Raw genomic sequence first — 15,323 nt, 5'->3', positions numbered from 1 at the left:
AAATATCCTTTATGGCACAGCTCCGCCTCGCACTCGCCCAGGTCAACGCATGCGTCGGCGATCTCGTCGGCAATTCCAAACTGATCGTGGAATGGACTCGCAAGGCCGTGGACGAGGGCGCGGCGCTGGTCGCGTTCCCGGAGATGGCGCTCACCGGATACCCCGTGGAGGACCTCGCATTGCGCAAGTCCTTCGCGAACGCGTCCCGGGCCGCGCTCGACGAGGTCGCCGGACAGCTCGCCGCCGCGGGCTGCGGGGACGCGCTCGTCGTGGTCGGCTACCTGGACCACGACGAGAAGGGGCCGCGCAACGCCGCGGCTTTCATCCACAACGGCGCGGTGCTCGGCAGGTTCGCCAAGCACCACCTGCCCAACTACGGCGTCTTCGACGAGACGCGGTACTTCGTACCCGGGACGACGCTGCCCATCATGCAGCTGCACGGGCTCGACGTGGGCGTAGTGATCTGCGAGGACATCTGGCAGGACGGTGGCCCGGTCTCCGCGCTCGGCGAGGCCGGGGTCGACCTCGTCGTGTGCATCAACGGCTCGCCTTATGAGCGCAACAAGGACGACGCGCGCGGTCCGTTGGTCGGTCGCCGTGCCGCCGAGGCCGGTGCGCCGATGGCCTACGTCAACCTGGTCGGCGGGCAGGACGAGCTGGTCTTCGACGGTGACTCGCTCGTCGCCGCACCGGACGGGCAGATCCTGGCGCGCGCGCCGCAGTTCGTGGAGCACCTGCTCGTGCACGACTTCGACCTGACTCCCGGCGGCTACGACCGGACCGGCTCCGTCGGCGGTTTCGAGGTCAGTCGGACGGTGATCAGCTCCGCGCCCGTCACGCCTTACGAGGCGGTGCCCGGCACGGTCGCCGAACCGCTCAGCGAGCTGGCTGAGGTGTGGAACGCGCTGGTCGTGGGCTTGCGCGACTACGTGCGCAAGAACAACTTCCGGTCGGTGGTGTTCGGGTTCTCCGGCGGCATCGACTCCGCCGTGGTCGCCGCGTTGGCCGCGGACGCGCTCGGCGGTGCCGCCGTGCACGGTGTCGGCATGCCGTCCGAGTACTCCTCGGAGCACTCCCGGACCGACGCCGCCGACCTGGCGAACCGGATCGGCGCGCACTTCCAGGAGGTGCCGATCGGCAAGCAGGTGGAGGTGTTCGTCTCACAGCTGGGCCTCACCGGGCTCGCCGAGGAGAACATCCAGGCGCGCTGCCGCGGCATGGCGCTGATGGGGCTGTCCAACCAGTACGGGCACCTGGTGCTGGCCACGGGCAACAAGACCGAGCTGGCGGTGGGCTACTCCACCATCTACGGCGACGCGGTCGGCGGGTTCGCGCCCATCAAGGACGTGCCGAAGACGCTGGTGTGGCGGCTGGCGAAGTGGCGCAACGCCGAGGCGGAGAAGAACGGCGAGGTGCCGCCGATCCCGGAGAACTCGATCACCAAGCCACCGTCGGCCGAGCTGCGCCCGGGTCAGCAGGACAGTGACAGCCTGCCGGACTACGAACTGTTGGACGCCGTGCTCGACGACTACATCGAGGGCGACAGCGGCTTCAGCGACCTGGTCGCGGCAGGGTTCGCGCCGGAGCTGATCGAGCGGGTGCTGCAGATGGTGGACCGCGCCGAGTACAAGCGCCGGCAGTACCCGCCGGGCACGAAAATCACCTTCAAGGCGTTCGGACGGGACCGGCGGCTCCCGATCACCAATGCCTGGCGAGAACACCGCGTTTGATTATTTGGGCCCGTCCGAAGCGAACGCGCGCCGTGGGGAATTCACTATATTCGCCGTCATGTCGTTTTCTGTTCTCGCCACGGCGGCTTCCTTCGCATTCGCCTCGCTCGCCGGTGGTGCCACGGCAGTCGAGACCGAGCACAAGGTCTCCACGGCGACCGCCCACTTCTCCGGTCGAGCCGATGCCTTCACGGACGCCACGGGGCTCAAATACCGCGTGCGGGGGCAGCTCCGGCTCAAGTGCGAGTCGAGCAGCGTGAACGCCCTGGCTCGGTTCGAGCACGGCTCCCCATTCGCCCACACCGCCGAGGTGAGCTGCAAGCCGGGCAACGACGTCCTGGACGTCGATGTGACCGGCAGGCTCGGTGATGACCGCAAGCTCAACGTGCGGCTCGGTGTGTGGAACTTCAAGACCAGTTGGGGCGGCGACAAGACGCTCGTCCTGAAGTAGGCGTGTGAAGCCCGTCGCAGGGCTTCGCGGAAAGCAGGGGCGCGTGTCACCCTGGCCTGGACATCATCCGCAGACCCAGGGACCAGCCTTATAGGCGGCCTTGAGGGAGGACGGTCGACGATGACCAGCCATGTCCCGGTTGAGGAGAGCGCCCCCTACGGCGCCGGTAGCGCCCCGAAGCCCGCGCGACGGGTTCGCATCCACCACCTTCGTGAGCTCAAAGAGCGCGGTGAGCCGTGGCCGATGCTCACCGCCTACGACATGTTCAGCGCCAAGATCTTCGACGACGCCGGGATCCCGGTGCTGCTCGTCGGGGACTCCGCGGCGAACACCGTGTTCGGCTACTCCAGCTCGCTGCCCGTCAGCGTCGAGGAGCTGATGCCGCTCGTCCGCGGGGTGACGCGATCGGTGCGCAAGGCGCTCGTGGTCGCCGACCTGCCGTTCGGCTCGTACCAGGTCTCACCTGAGCAGGCGCTCACCACGGCCGTGCGCTTCATGAAGGACGGCCAGGCGCACGCGGTGAAGCTCGAAGGTGGCAGGCGGTTCGCCCCGCACGTCGAAGCGATCACCGCGGCCGGCGTTCCGGTCATGGGGCACATCGGCTTCACCCCGCAGAGCGAGCACAACCTCGGCGGCTACCGGGTGCAGGGCCGGGGCGACGCGGGTGACGACCTCGTGGCCGACGCGCTCGCACTGCAGGAGGCCGGGGCGTTCGCCGTGGTGCTGGAGATGGTGCCCGCGGAGGTCGCCAAGCGGATCACCGCAGAACTGGTCATCCCGACCGTGGGCATCGGCGCGGGTCCGGACTGCGACGCGCAGGTGCTGGTGTGGCAGGACATGGCCGGGATGAACCAGGGCAAGGCACCGCGCTTCGTGAAGCGGTACGCCGACGTCGCCGGAGTGCTGTCCCAGGCGGCCGGACAGTTCGCGGCCGAGGTGCGCGGCGGCGCGTTCCCCGGCCCCGAACACGTCTTCCACTAGCGAGGCGGGGAGCTACCTCGGCGGTGTCCCCGGTCCGAAGGGGCTGCCGCCGAGGGCTTCCCTGCCGTGCGGCTCGTACCAGGCGCCGAGGTCCGGGCCCTTGGGCACGATGAGGCTCGGGTTCAGCTGGTGGTGCGTGGCGTAGTAGTGCCGCTTGATGTGGTCGAAGTCGACCGTCTCGCCGAAACCCGGCGTGGTGAACAGGTCCCGGGCGTAGGCCCACAGCACCGGCATCTCGGTGAGCTTGTGCCGGTTGGTCTTGAAGTGCCCGTGGTAGACCGCGTCGAAGCGGACGAGCGTGGTGAACAGCCGGATGTCGGCTTCGGTGATCGTGTCACCGACGAGGTAGCGCTGGTCGGACAGGCGGGCGCTGAGCGCGTCCAGCCGCGCGAACAACGCGTCGTAGGCCTTGTCGTAGGCCTGCTGCGAGGTCGCGAAACCGCACCGGTAGACGCCGTTGTTCACATCGCGGTAGACCTCCGCGTTGATCGCGTCGATCTCCTCGCGCAGCGTCTCCGGGTACAGGTTCGGCGCGCCTTCGCGGTGAAAAGCCTTCCACCGCAAGGAGAAGTCGATAGTGATCTGCGGGTAGTCGTTGGTGACGACCTTGCCGCTGGGCACGTCGACGATGCTCGGCACGGTGAACCGGCCGGCGAACCCCGGATCGGTCGCCAGGTACGCCTCGGACAGGAAACCGATGCCCAGCACGGGATCGCGGTCGCCTTCGTCGAGGGTGAACCGCCAGCCCTTGTCGTCCCGGATCGGGTCGACGACACCGAGGGAGATGGCGTCTTCAAGACCGAGCAACCGACGGACGATCACCGCGCGGTGCGCCCACGGGCAGGCCAGCGAGACCACCAGGCGGTAGCGGCCCGCTTCGACAGGCCACTCCGCGGAGCCGATGCGGTCAGTGAAGCGGTTCGCCTGACGGACCCACTCACCGCGTTGGGACGTTTCGGAGCCGAACTGCGCTGTCGCCATGAATCCGACGATAGGTCCGTTCAGGCTTGATCGGTGGGACGCGGCTCCAGCGCGGCGGCGAGTTCGGCGTGCGCGTGAACCAAGGAAGGGCCGTACCAGGTCAGGAAGCGGCCGTTCACCAGCACGGACCTGATCCTGGGGAAGGATTCCGGGCCGTCATCAGCGGTGAACTCGTACGGCTCGTCGGGCAGCACGACCAGGTCCGCGCCCACCGCCTGGAGTTCGTCGAGCTCGGGGCGCGGATAGCGTTCCTCGTGGTCGGCGTAGGCGTTCGCGACGCCGAGCCTGCGGAGCACGTCACCCGCGAACGTGTCCCGGCCGACGACGATCCACGGCTTCCGCCACACCGGCACGATCGCGGTCGCGGTGACGGGCGGGAGGTCGCGGTTCCACAGGCGCTCCGCCTCGCGCAGCCACTCCGGCTCGGCGAGGTCGAACGCCTCGCCCAGCAACCTGCGGATCGAGGCGAGCGCTGCGGGCACGGTCGCAGGGGCCTCGGTCACCCACACCGGCACTCCGGCCTCGCGCAGCGCCGCGACCTCCTCCGGGCGGTTCTCCTCGGAGTTCGCCACGACGAGGTCCGGTCGCACCGCCAGGACCTCGCTGACCTTGGGGTACTTCGACCCGCCGATCCTGGGCAGGTCGAGGTCAGCCGGATGCGTGCAGTAGTCCGTGACGCCGACAAGCGCGTCACGGGCGTCCGTGGCCAGCACCTCGGTCAACGAGGGCACCAACGACACGACCCGCCGAGGCCGCTCACGCAGCTCGACGGGCGCGCCGAGGTCGTCTTTCAGGGGCATCAGACGTCGGTGATCCGGATGCCCGCGTGCGCCTTGTAGCGCTTGTTGATCGCGATCAGGTTCGCGGTGAGCGCCTCGACCTGACCGGCGTTGCGCAGACGGCCACCGAAGACCCCGCGCATGCCCGGGACCAGGTCCGCCAGGGCGCGAACGGTGTCGGTGGCCTCGCGGTCGTCACCGAGCACCAGCACATCGGTGTCGACCTCCGCCACCTCCGGATCGGCCAGCAGCACCGCCGAGACGTGGTGGAAGGCGGCCGTCACCCGGGACTCCGGCAGCAATGCCGCGGCCTGCTGCGCCGCGCTGCCCTCCTCGACCGCCAGGGCGTACGGTCCCTGCTTGTCGAAGCCCAACGGGTTGACGCAGTCGATGACGATCTTCCCGGCCAGCGCCTCACGGAGCGGCTCCAGGGTCTTCGCGTGCGCGTCCCACGGCACCGCGACCAGCAGGATGTCCGCGGTCTCCGCGCAGGAGGCGTTGTCCGCGCCGGTGACATCGCCACCGGTCGCCTGGGCGAGTTCCTCCGCGGCGGCTTCGGCACGGGCGGCGTCACGGGAGCCGATGACGACCTTCACCCCCGCCTTCGCCCAGCGGTACGCGAGGCCCTTGCCCTGCGCTCCGGTGCCGCCGAACACCCCGACGGTCAGCGAACGCACATCGGCTTCAGTCACTTCGTTGTCCTTCCGAAAGAGCTAGGCGACTTCGAAGGACACCCGGCGCGCGACCGGGTCGACCTCCAGCAGCCTCGCCATGATCCGCTGGCCCTCGACCAGCCCGTCACCCCGGCACTTGCCGAGCACGGGCGGATCGAGCAGGAAGACGGTTCCCCCGCTCTCCCCATTGGTGCGCAACACCACGGCCGGGAAAAGTCTTCCGACCTGACCGGCGAGGGTCCACGTCTCGGCCTGGTCGATGCAGGCCCGCTCCACCTGGGCGGCCAGCCGGTCGGAGCTCTCCATCGCCGCGGGCAGCTCCGGCAGCGCCTCGCGCACCCAGTCCGGGACCTCGCGGCCCGCGGTCACCGCGAGGCAGACCTCCGTGGCGAAGCGGTCGACCAGGCGCCGCAGCGGGGCGGTGACGTGCGCGTACGGCGCTCCGATGCCCGCGTGCCCGCGCACGTGCGGGGGTGCTCCGTCGAAGGCGGTGTAGCCCGCTCCGCGCAGCAGCCGGGTGGCGTCGTCGAGCAGCGCCATCGTGGCCGGGCTGGCCGGATCGAGGCCGATCAGCAGGCTCGCGGCGTCGGCGTCCTCGGCCCAGTCGATGCCCAGCGCGGCGGCGGAGCGGCGCAGCTCCACCACGGCCTGCTCCGGCGCGTCCGGCAGCGTCCGCAGCACGCCGATGTTCGCGTCAGTCATGATCTGCGCCGCGCACATGCCGGTGAGCAGCGAGATCTCCGCGTTCCAGGTCTCGACGTCCAGCCTGGGCCGGACCACCACGTGCCACCCGCCGTTGCCGTCCGGCGCGACCTGCTGCTCCGGGAGCTCGAGTTCGATCGCGCCCCGCGCCGCGGCGGCCTTGCGACGGAGTTTGCCCAGCTCCGGCAGTGCGGCGATGGACGGGTGCGGTGTTCCCGCCTCGATCGCGGCCTGCACGCTCGCGTAGTCGAGCCGGGCCACCGAGCGCACCAGAGCCCTGCGCAGCTCGGCTCGGGCCGGTTCCGCGTCGGAGTCCAGGTCGATGGTCCACAGCACCGCCGCCCGCACCTCGCCGGGCAGCAGGCTGGACGCGCCCTCGGAGAGCACCGGCGGGTGCAGCGGGATGGCGCCGTCCGGCAGGTAGAAGGTCTGCCCGCGCCTGCGGACCTCCGCGTCGAGCGCGCCGCCGGGACGGATGGTCACGCCCAGGTCGGCGATGGCGTAGTGCACCCGGAACCCGGAGCCGAGGCGCTCGATCAGCACGGCCTGGTCCAGGTCGCGGCTGCCCACCGGGTCGACCGTGACCAGCGGCAGGTCCGTGGCGTCGACGCGGTCGACCCCGTCCGGCACCGCCGCGGCCCGCTCGGCCTCGGCCAGCGCGGCCGCGGGGAAGGCGCCGGGCAGCGGGAACTCGGCGCGGATGACGGCGAAGGCCGACTCCTGGTGGTCGCCGCTCGCCGCACTCAGCACAGGCCGAGCCTAACCGCGCCCCGCGCGGACCGGCTTGTCCTAGTCCTCGTCATCGGCCCACGTCCGGTCCTGCTCATCGGCCCGCTCCGTGCGCTGCCGGGCGATCTCCAGCGCCCGCTCAGCCGTCGCCTTGTCCGGGTACGGGCCCATCCGGTTGGCACCGCGACAGGTCTTGCCCTGCTCAGCCGTGTGGTGCTTCAGGCAGAAGTACCAAGCGTGCTCCGCGTCCACCATGGACCGAGCCTGACATGCGTGATCGGACATGTCACGCGTCCGGCAAGGTGATCAGCGCCCGGCGCTCCACGGGGGCATCGGCTGGCCGTGCGGCGGAGTCCCCGGCGGGGGCTGCTGGCCGTTGGGCGGCTGGACGTGCCTGGGCGGCTGCTGCACCGGGTGCGGCCCCGTGTGCATGCCGCTGTTCTGCGGCATCGGGGGCAGCGGGTTCGGCGCCGGGGGCACGTGCCCAGCCTGTTGCCGGGGGATCGGGTCGAGGCAGGAGACCAGGACCCGCTTGTTCTCCGGGTCGTCGATCCGCTCGCCGGTGCGCTCGCGGTACACGAGGTCGCCTGTGACGTCGATCTCCGCGAAGACACCGACCTCGGCGAGCTGGTCCTCGTCCAGGTCGACCAGCCGCTCGTAGCGCGAGGGCACCACCTTGTAGACCGGCCAGCGCAGGTGACCGAACGCCTGGTGGAACTCAGCCATCAGGTGCGCCATCTGCTGCTGCCAGGGCAACGGCATGGACTCGGCGAGCGAGCGCGGCAGCACGGCGTAGCCGGGGTCCACCCCGTGCCTGGCGCCGTTGAGGTAGTCGCGCAGCGGCGTCGAGGACGCCGGCGGTCCCGCGGGCCGCGGAATCGGCTCGTTGTTGTACATCCCTGCCCCTCCCTGGTCGCCCAGCTCCCCGGCTCGCGTCAGGCCGTCGGCCGGACCACGTAGTCCAGCAGTCCCGGATACCGGTCGACGGTGACCCTGCGGACATCCTTGCCGCTGTACGGCGCCTCCACCATCTCACCGTTGCCCAGGTACATGGCCACGTGATGGATCGTCGCGGGGTTGCGCGTGTCGTAGGCCCAGAACAACAGATCACCCGGCTGGGCTTGGGACCGGGGGATGTAGGCGCCCGCCTTCCACTGGTCGCGGGACACGCGGGGCAGGTTCACCCCGGCCGCGCGGTAGGCGCGCAGCATCAGCCCGGAGCAGTCGTAGGAGCTGGGGCCCGTGGCGCCCCACACGTACGGCTTGCCGATCTCGCCGAGCGCGAAGGCGATCGCCGCCTGCGCCACCTGGGACGGCGCGGGCAGGGTCTCGCAGCTGGCAGGCTGGACGTCCCCGCCGAGCTGGCTGATCAGGAAGACCGCCATCGACTCCCAGCGGTGGTAGCGCAGCGGGAACGCCGAGCGCTCCACCCGCTGCGCCGCGTCGCCGGGCCGCATGTCCTCCCAGTTCGGGATGCGTTCGAGCGTGTCGTAGAACCACGTGATCTGCCACGGGATGCTCATCCGGTCCGACAGCGACCCGTGCATCCCGCGGATCTGGAAGATGCCGACGGAGTCCCGGTCGCCGTAGCTGAGATTGCGCAACCCGGACTCGGTGCGGCCTGCCTGGATCGCGATCTGCCACGCCTTGGGCGGCAGGTTCCGCTGCTTGCCCATGGAGATGATCATCGCGACGATCTGCCGGGACTCGTCGCCGAGCTTGGCGGCGTCCGCCTCGCCCTGCGCGGCGCCGGAGGCCGACCAGTTGCCGCCGAACTCCGTCGGCGCGCAGTAGGACAGCCCGCTCTGCTGCTTGCCCGCACCGCCGAGCAGCGCGGAGACCACGGCGATCACCATGATCGTGCCGAGGGCCGTGATCGCCAGAAACACGGGGACGACACGCCTCATGGCTACTCCACCGGCGTGTAGTAGGACACCCGCCAGCCCTGCTCGGGCACGCGGATGACGTAGAGCTTGATCGAGCCCTTGTCCGTCGGCACCGTCACCTCCACCGAGCTGGTCGTCGAGTTGCCCGCCGTCGGCTTACCGGTCACGGCGGTCGCGGGCACGTTGGCGGGATCGACCGTGCCGAGCACCGCCATCTGCTCCTCCGTGCTGTGCGGGCGCAGCCCGGAGAGCCACTGCTGCTCCGAGATGCCGTCAGGGTGGTTCACGAACGCCTTGGCCCACGCCTCCGCCACGGTCAGCGCCTCCGCGGCGGGCGCGGCGGGCACCGGGGCGGCCAGCGGGTTCGTCGTGATCCGCGGCGGCGTGGTCACCGCCGGGCCCGACGTCCCGCCGCTGCCCGGCGGGCGCGTGGTGCTCGTCTGCGCCTGCTGCTCCTGCTGCGGGGGCGGGTCCGGTAACAGCAGCCCGATCCCGGTCGCGGCGGCGGCGACGATGACGAGGGAAATGACGAAGTGCGTCGGCGAACGCAGGGGCCAGCCCCACAGCCGGCGGTAGACCGCGGTGCGGCCCCGGTTGGTCCGGATCGGCATCGGCGACTACCTCCTCTCAGCTCTCGGGCTCGTTGATCTCATCGGGACTCACCGTCGCGCAGCTCCAGTCCGCGCGAGGGCCGGTAAACCACCCATACCGGACGTCCCGCCACCGTTTCCATGTCGGAACGGCGCGGACTCGACATCGATCCGGTCGACGCGGTGGGCGAGGCGTCCAGCCGCGAGGGCACCACGACGGCGTCCTCCCCGGTCCGGTCCCAGCTCCGGTCGAACACCGAGGCCGTGTCCACGATCCGGCTCCGCGCCGCGGGCAGAGCCGCTGCCGCCCGGTTCGCCGCGAGCGCACCGCCTCCCGCCTCGTGCAGGCGCTGCGCCGCCGCGGGCAACACCCGCCCGTCGGACCCGACAACCGTTCCCTGCACCGTGGCCGCCAGCGCGCCCCGCGCCCCGCGCCCACCCGCGTAGGCCGCCTCCGGCCGGTCCCGGTGCCCCTTGCGACGCCCCTCGACGTTCTGGTCCGGGTCCATGCCGCGGACCTCGTCCCAGAAGTCGTCCTGCGGGGTCCGCTGCCCGGTGCGCCTGCCCCGGAACCGCGAGAGGAAGCCGGGCGGCGACGCCGGCAACGTGCTGCCGACCGCACCGACGGAGAGCTCCACCATCTGCCACATCCGCCGCATGGGCTTGCCGACCATGAAGAAGAGGAGCGTGACGAGCCCGGCCAACACCATCTGCGTCAACAGCGTCAGCCCGCGCGTGGGGTTGAAGATCCACGTCAGCAACATGGTGTGCAGCCCCGCGAGCGCGGCGATGACGATCACGTTGAGCAGAGAAGCACCCACAACGCGGCCGATTTTCCGCAGCAAGTTGTGGTAGAGCATCGCGACAAGGCCGATGAGCGGTCCAGCAAGAATGACCACGCGCAGCAGGACCTGCCCCAGCAGGATCACCGCTTTGGCCATCAGCTGGAAAAGTGAGTAGCAAATCGACTGCAACAGAGCGAGGAAACCTGCTCCCATACGACTGCCGTCGACTCCCTGGAAATACCCGTAAGAACTACCGAGCTTGGCCGCGATTTCTTTGTAGGCGGCCTTCTTGGGGTCCGGCGGTCCCGCGTCCTTCCCCTCCGCGACCTCTTGCTTCGTCCAGGCCTGGGCATTCAGCAGCGGGCGCCCGAACTCCTGAGCCTGGGGTGACGTCTCGGAGCCGAATTCGCCACGTAGCCAGTTGGTGTAGACGACCCGGTCGTGCAGGACGGTGGGCAGCGCATTGCGTTGCTCGATCCCTACCTCGCTCAGGAATCCCGCCTGCACTTGGGAGGTCCCCTTGATGATGACGTCGTCCAACACCTGCGTGTAGATCATGGGTGTCATGTACGTCGCCGCGGCGAGCCACACGGCCGCGAGAGCCCATACGCTTCGCCTGCCGATGCTCGCCAGGTCACCGTGCCAGATGTAGCGGAACATCAAAATGGCGAGCACGAGCGCAAGCAACCCGAAAAGAGGCGTGTAGACCGAGTCGTAGAGCGCGACCGTCCCGGCCTTCACCATCTCGTCCAACGGCTCCATAAGCTTGCCGCCAAGGAGCGCGTAGTGAAGACCGTTGGTGGCGGCCACGATGTTCTTGCCGATGTTGAAGAACTGGTTGCCCGCCCACGTGTCGATCACCGCTGTGGGATGGCGCAGCCCTTCCGGACCGCAGCCGAGGTCGTAGGTGTGCCACACCTGTCCGGCATAGCCGTACTCGCGGTAGACGCTTCCCTCCGCGCCCTGCGACCTGAACGTGGGGTCGAGCGCGCTGACCATGCCCGCGCCGTCGCGTTCCGGATTGGGCGCTTCGGCGCAACTGGAGGTCTGGGCCATGGCGGGGGCGCCGATGACGGCCTGCATGCCGACGATGGCGAAGACGAGGAGCAGCGCCCGCCGACGGGCGGCGGGGCGGGGGGCGGCGGAGTCGAGCCGCCGGCGTCGGGCACGCCGGCGCGCCACGAGGAGCGCGACGGCGAACGCCAGCACCACCAGGGTGGTCATGCGGCGCTGTCCCGCCCAACACGGCTCCTGCCGCCCCTGTCGTCGGTCCCGTCCGGTCGTGGGTCGAAGTCGTCGGAGTCCAGGCCGACCTCGTCGAGGGCGGCCTCCAGTTCGGCGTCCAAATAGTCCTCCCCGGCCAGATCCGGAACGGCCGCGTCGATCCGTGCCTGGGCCGCGTCCTGGGCCCGCACGGCCGCCGCGGACTTCACCGCGTCGCCGCGGATCGCGTCGGGCGTGGTGTCCATCGCCCCGCGCAGGTGCGCGAGGTGGGGACCGCCGAAGTCGATCCGGATGCGCTCGACCCCGCCCGCGCCGTCGCCGAAGATGAACTGGCGCGGGGACTGGTCGCGTTCGGTGGCCGAGGTGCGCACTCCGCCGGGCCTGCGCCCGAGGCTGGCGACGACCTGCTCGTAGCCGGCGCCGACGGGCACCTTGAGCAGCCGCAGCGCGTCGGCCTGGGCGTTCTCGTCGTCGAGGCGGCCGACGAAGACGGAGTCCAGCAGCGAGACGAAGCCCTGGATCTTCAGGAAGTCGGCGGGGATCTGGGACGACAGCAGCACCCGGACGTTCCACTTGCGGGAGTCGCGGGCGAAGCGGTTCATCAGCACGCGGCCGGTGGGAACCTCGGAGAGGAAGAACGCCTCGTCGATCCACACGCCCTTGCGCTGGTCCTTGGGCCGCTCGTAGATGGAGCGCTGGGTGAGCCACGCGGCGAGGTTGAGCATCTCCACACCGAGGGACTCCGCGTCGGTCCAGTGCTCGCGGCCGACCGACTCCTTGGGCAGGGTCAGCCCGGCCATGGTGAGCACGGTGAACCGGTCGTCCCGGGTCTCGGAGTACGGGTCGGCGTCGTGCTCGGGGATGAGCAGCGACATCCGTTCCCGCATCTCGTCGAGGAAGTCCGCGACCACGGTCGCGTGCTCGTGGTGCTCGGACGCGTCGCGGCGCAGCGCGTCGAAGACCATGCTCGGGTTGGCGTTGGGCCGCCCGCCGACGGTGCGGACCGCGCGCAACAGCACGATCCTGGTCTGCGGCATCCGCGAGACCTCGTAGGGCAGCAGACCGGTCAGCACGTCCAGCACGAGGCGGCGGCGGGTGGCGGCGGCGAGCGCCTTCTCCCTGCGCCACGCCCGCTCGGGGTCCTCCTCGTCGAGGAAGTGCTCCAGCTGGGGCTCGGCGACCACGCGGTACGGGTTGAGGATGCCGGGCTGGGCGTTGAGCAGGTTGATCGGCCGCGCGTACGGCCGCAGCTCCGGCAGGTCGCACAGCTTCGCCAGCGGGCCGGAGGGGTCGAGCACCGTCCAGTAGGCCCCGGCGCGCAGCGTCTTGTAGACGATGCCGCCGCCGAGGAAGGACTTACCGCCACCGAGGCCGGCCACCATCGCGGTCAGACCGGAGGCGTCGCGGATCTCCTGGGCCATCCACGGGTCCCACGCCACCGGGCGGCGGGTCGCGGTGCAGGTCTCGCCGAGCAGGATGCCGCGCCGGTCGCCGACCTCCGCGGTCGCCGTCGGCACGGCCGATGCGGCCCAGATCACCGAGCCCCTGCGCAGGTAGGCGGCCGAGGCCAGCGGCTCGCCGGGGACGAACTCCCTGGCCATCGCGTACTGGGCCTCGGGGTGCTCGATGGCGATCTTCGGCTTGTACAGCTCGACCAGCTGCTGGGCCAGCCGCAGCGCGTCGCGCTCGGTGTTTCCGGACACCGCCAGCCGCCACCACGAGCGCACCCGGGTGGCCAGCGCGGTGAAGCCGGAGGTCATCTCGTCGTCGATCTCCAGCACCCGCGCGGCCTGGCGGGCCAGCGACTGCGGCGGCTCCAGCTCGTGCTCGTCGGTGTAGTGCCGGACCTGCGAGCGGACCTTGTTCATCTGCCGCTGCAGCTCACCCGTGACGTCCTCGGGTTTGCGCACGTAGATGCGGGCAGACCACTCCACGGACGCGGGCAGCCGGTCCGAGCGCTGCACCCACGGGTCGTCGATCTCGGGGATCTGCAGGCCGTGCATCATCCCGACGGTGAGCACCACGACGTTCTTGGTGGTGCCGGCGTTGGAGCCGGTGCGGCCGCGCACGGTGACCGTGGGCGCGTAGGGCTCCTGGTGGAAGTCGGCGGCGTCGGTGAAGGACGCCAGGTCCTCCGGCTCCCACTCGGCCGCGGGCACGGCGGGCAGGTTGCGCGGCGCGGGCAGGCCCAGCGAGCACGAGCGGTGCATCAGCCAGGACATCTCCTCGGCCGTGACCGGGCGGCCCTCCAGGCCCGCGGAGCCGATCACCTGGTCCAGGTGCTCGACCTCGCTGTCCAGCGCGACCAGCTCGGCGTCCACGGCCTCGGGGAAGATCTTGCGCAGCACCGGTGCGGCCCGCTCGACGGCGCGGTCCATCACGTTGCGGGTCTGCACCTGGACGCCGAGGTAGACCTCCTTCTCCGCCATGGAGCGGCCCATCAGCTGCTGCTGCTCGCCGACCATGTAGTCGTCGAAGGACAGCGCGCCCGGGGTGTCCGGCAGCCTGCCGACCGCGTTGTGCACGTGCGCCTCGGCCCACATGCGGATCGGGTACGGCCGGTTGGTCACCCGCAGGTGCAGCCACCGGCCCTGCAGCTCGGCGTACTGCCCGGCGATCGCGTGGATCAGGTCCTGGCGCTGCGAGTCCGAGCGGAACGACCAGCGCTGCGGCGAGAGCCGGTACCAGGCGTAGACGTCCTGGCTGGTGCGCAGCAGGTGGCCGTCGATGCTGCGCGCCGAGATGGACGGCGTGTAGGTCGGCACCGACTGCTCACCGGGCAGTCTGCGACCTCTCTTGCTGTGCACCCGCTGGTCGGCTTTGCCGCGCGTGCCCTGGCGGTGGTGACGGGTCGACCCGTCCATGCCGGAGCTGCGGTCATGGTTACGCCGGCGACGAAACACCGGGTACCTCCTTGCTGCGGGTTCGGCGCGGCCTCCTGCGGCCCCCCGACGTTTGTGCTGGCTGCTGCTGCGGCCCGGCGGCTCGGGCCGAGGAACGGGCCCCGGCCTGCTGGCGCCGGGTGGTGCCGTTCCTGGCGGCGGCCTTCTTGGACTTCTTGGCGGCCTTCTTCGCCGCCCGTTTGCTCTTCGGGCGCGGCCGGTCCGGGCGCACCCGGATCCTCGCGGCACTGGCCGCCCCGCCCCGGCCGGACCCGGTCTGCCGGGGCGCGGTGAGCTCGCGCACCCACATCGCGGCGACCGCGCCGAGCGGCCGCTCCTGGTTGATCCGGGAACAGATCATCCTGGTGAGCACGATGGTGATCACCACCGCCCACGCGGTGGAGAAGAAGCTGAAACCGAAGCCGATCCGCCGCTCGATCAGCGTGACCAGCAGGAACACCGTGATGCCGACGCCCCAGGCCACGTACCGGGCCCGCCACGGGAAGGTGGCGCGCGGCGGCCCGAGCCAGACGGCGTCGATCCGGTAGACCTCGTCGTCGGTGCGTATGCGCACTCCCGATCACCCGGTGAAGAGCTGGGCGATCCACTTGCCGATGTTCACACCGGCGCCGCTGACCGCAAGACCGACGATGGCCAGCGCCACGATCACGCCGCCGAGGCGGCGCATCACACCCGCGTTGTCCCCTCGACCACCGCCGAGCCAGAGCAACAGGATGGCGACGACGAGCAGCAGCAGCGGGAGGAGGTTGCTCTGGATCCAGGTCTGGAGGTTGGAGGTCTGGATGCTTCCCCCAGGTCCCGGTTGCTGAGTCGCCTGGGCCAAGAGGTCCATGGTCGTTGTGGTGATCATCGTCCCTACTCCTGAGTACGAGGAGCTCTGCCCGCTCGCCGTGGTTGACCGGCTCGCG

General features: G+C 70.5%; 15 protein-coding genes. 3 read left to right on the top strand and 12 right to left on the bottom strand.

Annotation, left to right across the window (positions count from 1 at the left end):
• The first annotated feature begins 11 nt into the window (after nt 1-11).
• The 3 genes from BLT28_RS35760 to panB all read left to right on the top strand — a co-directional run bounded on the left by BLT28_RS35760 (nt 12) and on the right by panB (nt 3,162).
• On the top strand, nt 12-1,730 hold the full coding sequence (locus BLT28_RS35760) for an NAD+ synthase (protein WP_030431176.1): 1,719 nt from the start codon (nt 12-14) through the stop codon (nt 1,728-1,730).
• A gap of 58 nt (nt 1,731-1,788) precedes the next feature.
• A complete protein-coding gene (locus BLT28_RS35755) occupies nt 1,789-2,181 on the top strand; it encodes a hypothetical protein (RefSeq protein WP_030431175.1) in 393 nt (130 codons plus the stop codon).
• 120 nt (nt 2,182-2,301) lie between these two features.
• Nucleotides 2,302-3,162: a 3-methyl-2-oxobutanoate hydroxymethyltransferase gene (gene panB, locus BLT28_RS35750; protein ID WP_030431174.1), complete on the top strand. Its 861-nt coding sequence runs from the start codon at nt 2,302-2,304 to the stop codon at nt 3,160-3,162.
• A gap of 12 nt (nt 3,163-3,174) precedes the next feature.
• Here the strand turns inward: panB and BLT28_RS35745 are convergent, their stop codons facing one another.
• Genes BLT28_RS35745 through BLT28_RS35690 form a run of 12 tightly spaced genes read right to left on the bottom strand, consistent with a single transcriptional unit; the run spans nt 3,175 to nt 15,262 of the window.
• Nucleotides 3,175-4,143: a glutathione S-transferase family protein gene (locus BLT28_RS35745; RefSeq protein ID WP_030431173.1), complete on the bottom strand. Its 969-nt coding sequence runs from the start codon at nt 4,141-4,143 to the stop codon at nt 3,175-3,177.
• 20 nt (nt 4,144-4,163) lie between these two features.
• A complete protein-coding gene (locus tag BLT28_RS35740; protein ID WP_030431172.1) occupies nt 4,164-4,943 on the bottom strand; it encodes a helical backbone metal receptor in 780 nt (259 codons plus the stop codon).
• On the bottom strand, nt 4,943-5,614 hold the full coding sequence (gene npdG / locus BLT28_RS35735) for an NADPH-dependent F420 reductase (protein ID WP_030431171.1): 672 nt from the start codon (nt 5,612-5,614) through the stop codon (nt 4,943-4,945). The genes BLT28_RS35740 and npdG overlap by 1 nt, the downstream gene beginning before the upstream one ends.
• 21 nt (nt 5,615-5,635) lie before the next feature.
• A complete protein-coding gene (locus tag BLT28_RS35730) occupies nt 5,636-7,048 on the bottom strand; it encodes an RNB domain-containing ribonuclease (RefSeq protein ID WP_231950533.1) in 1,413 nt (470 codons plus the stop codon).
• A gap of 39 nt (nt 7,049-7,087) precedes the next feature.
• A complete protein-coding gene (locus tag BLT28_RS35725; RefSeq protein ID WP_043812676.1) occupies nt 7,088-7,282 on the bottom strand; it encodes a hypothetical protein in 195 nt (64 codons plus the stop codon).
• A gap of 51 nt (nt 7,283-7,333) precedes the next feature.
• On the bottom strand, nt 7,334-7,924 hold the full coding sequence (locus BLT28_RS35720) for a hypothetical protein (protein WP_322788485.1): 591 nt from the start codon (nt 7,922-7,924) through the stop codon (nt 7,334-7,336).
• A gap of 38 nt (nt 7,925-7,962) precedes the next feature.
• Nucleotides 7,963-8,934 carry a C40 family peptidase gene (locus BLT28_RS35715; RefSeq protein WP_030431167.1) on the bottom strand — a complete coding sequence of 324 codons (972 nt, stop codon included), beginning with the start codon at nt 8,932-8,934 and terminating at the stop codon, nt 7,963-7,965.
• A gap of 2 nt (nt 8,935-8,936) precedes the next feature.
• A complete protein-coding gene (locus BLT28_RS35710; RefSeq protein ID WP_030431166.1) occupies nt 8,937-9,524 on the bottom strand; it encodes a hypothetical protein in 588 nt (195 codons plus the stop codon).
• A gap of 38 nt (nt 9,525-9,562) precedes the next feature.
• Entirely contained in the window at nt 9,563-11,512 is a 1,950-nt protein-coding gene (locus tag BLT28_RS35705) for a hypothetical protein (protein WP_030431165.1), read from the bottom strand.
• Entirely contained in the window at nt 11,509-14,376 is a 2,868-nt protein-coding gene (locus tag BLT28_RS35700) for an ATP-binding protein (protein ID WP_081900503.1), read from the bottom strand. Before BLT28_RS35700 ends, BLT28_RS35705 begins: the two co-directional genes overlap by 4 nt.
• A 19-nt stretch (nt 14,377-14,395) precedes the next feature.
• Entirely contained in the window at nt 14,396-14,968 is a 573-nt protein-coding gene (locus BLT28_RS35695; protein ID WP_030431163.1) for a hypothetical protein, read from the bottom strand.
• Nucleotides 14,969-14,974: 6 nt separating this feature from the next.
• A complete protein-coding gene (locus tag BLT28_RS35690; protein ID WP_043812671.1) occupies nt 14,975-15,262 on the bottom strand; it encodes a hypothetical protein in 288 nt (95 codons plus the stop codon).
• Nucleotides 15,263-15,323 lie beyond the last annotated feature (61 nt).

Origin of the sequence: Allokutzneria albata (assembly GCF_900103775.1) — a bacterium.
Taxonomy (GTDB): Bacteria; Actinomycetota; Actinomycetes; order Mycobacteriales; family Pseudonocardiaceae; genus Allokutzneria; species Allokutzneria albata.
The sequence above is the reverse complement of the archived record's forward strand: the minus strand, read 5'-3'. Positions and strand labels throughout refer to the sequence as shown.

Bases quoted from the DNA above. Each gene is read 5' to 3' on its own strand.
- BLT28_RS35710 (WP_030431166.1), bottom strand. From the start codon at position 9,524: ATGCCGATCCGGACCAACCGGGGCCGCACCGCGGTCTACCGCCGGCTG.
- BLT28_RS35745 (WP_030431173.1), bottom strand. From the start codon at position 4,143: ATGGCGACAGCGCAGTTCGGCTCCGAAACGTCCCAACGCGGTGAGTGG.
- BLT28_RS35740 (WP_030431172.1), bottom strand. From the start codon at position 4,943: ATGCCCCTGAAAGACGACCTCGGCGCGCCCGTCGAGCTGCGTGAGCGG.
- BLT28_RS35760 (WP_030431176.1), top strand. From the start codon at position 12: ATGGCACAGCTCCGCCTCGCACTCGCCCAGGTCAACGCATGCGTCGGC.
- BLT28_RS35720 (WP_322788485.1), bottom strand. From the start codon at position 7,924: ATGTACAACAACGAGCCGATTCCGCGGCCCGCGGGACCGCCGGCGTCC.
- BLT28_RS35755 (WP_030431175.1), top strand. From the start codon at position 1,789: ATGTCGTTTTCTGTTCTCGCCACGGCGGCTTCCTTCGCATTCGCCTCG.
- BLT28_RS35705 (WP_030431165.1), bottom strand. From the start codon at position 11,512: ATGACCACCCTGGTGGTGCTGGCGTTCGCCGTCGCGCTCCTCGTGGCG.
- panB (WP_030431174.1), top strand. From the start codon at position 2,302: ATGACCAGCCATGTCCCGGTTGAGGAGAGCGCCCCCTACGGCGCCGGT.
- BLT28_RS35700 (WP_081900503.1), bottom strand. From the start codon at position 14,376: ATGGACGGGTCGACCCGTCACCACCGCCAGGGCACGCGCGGCAAAGCC.
- BLT28_RS35725 (WP_043812676.1), bottom strand. From the start codon at position 7,282: ATGGTGGACGCGGAGCACGCTTGGTACTTCTGCCTGAAGCACCACACG.
- BLT28_RS35715 (WP_030431167.1), bottom strand. From the start codon at position 8,934: ATGAGGCGTGTCGTCCCCGTGTTTCTGGCGATCACGGCCCTCGGCACG.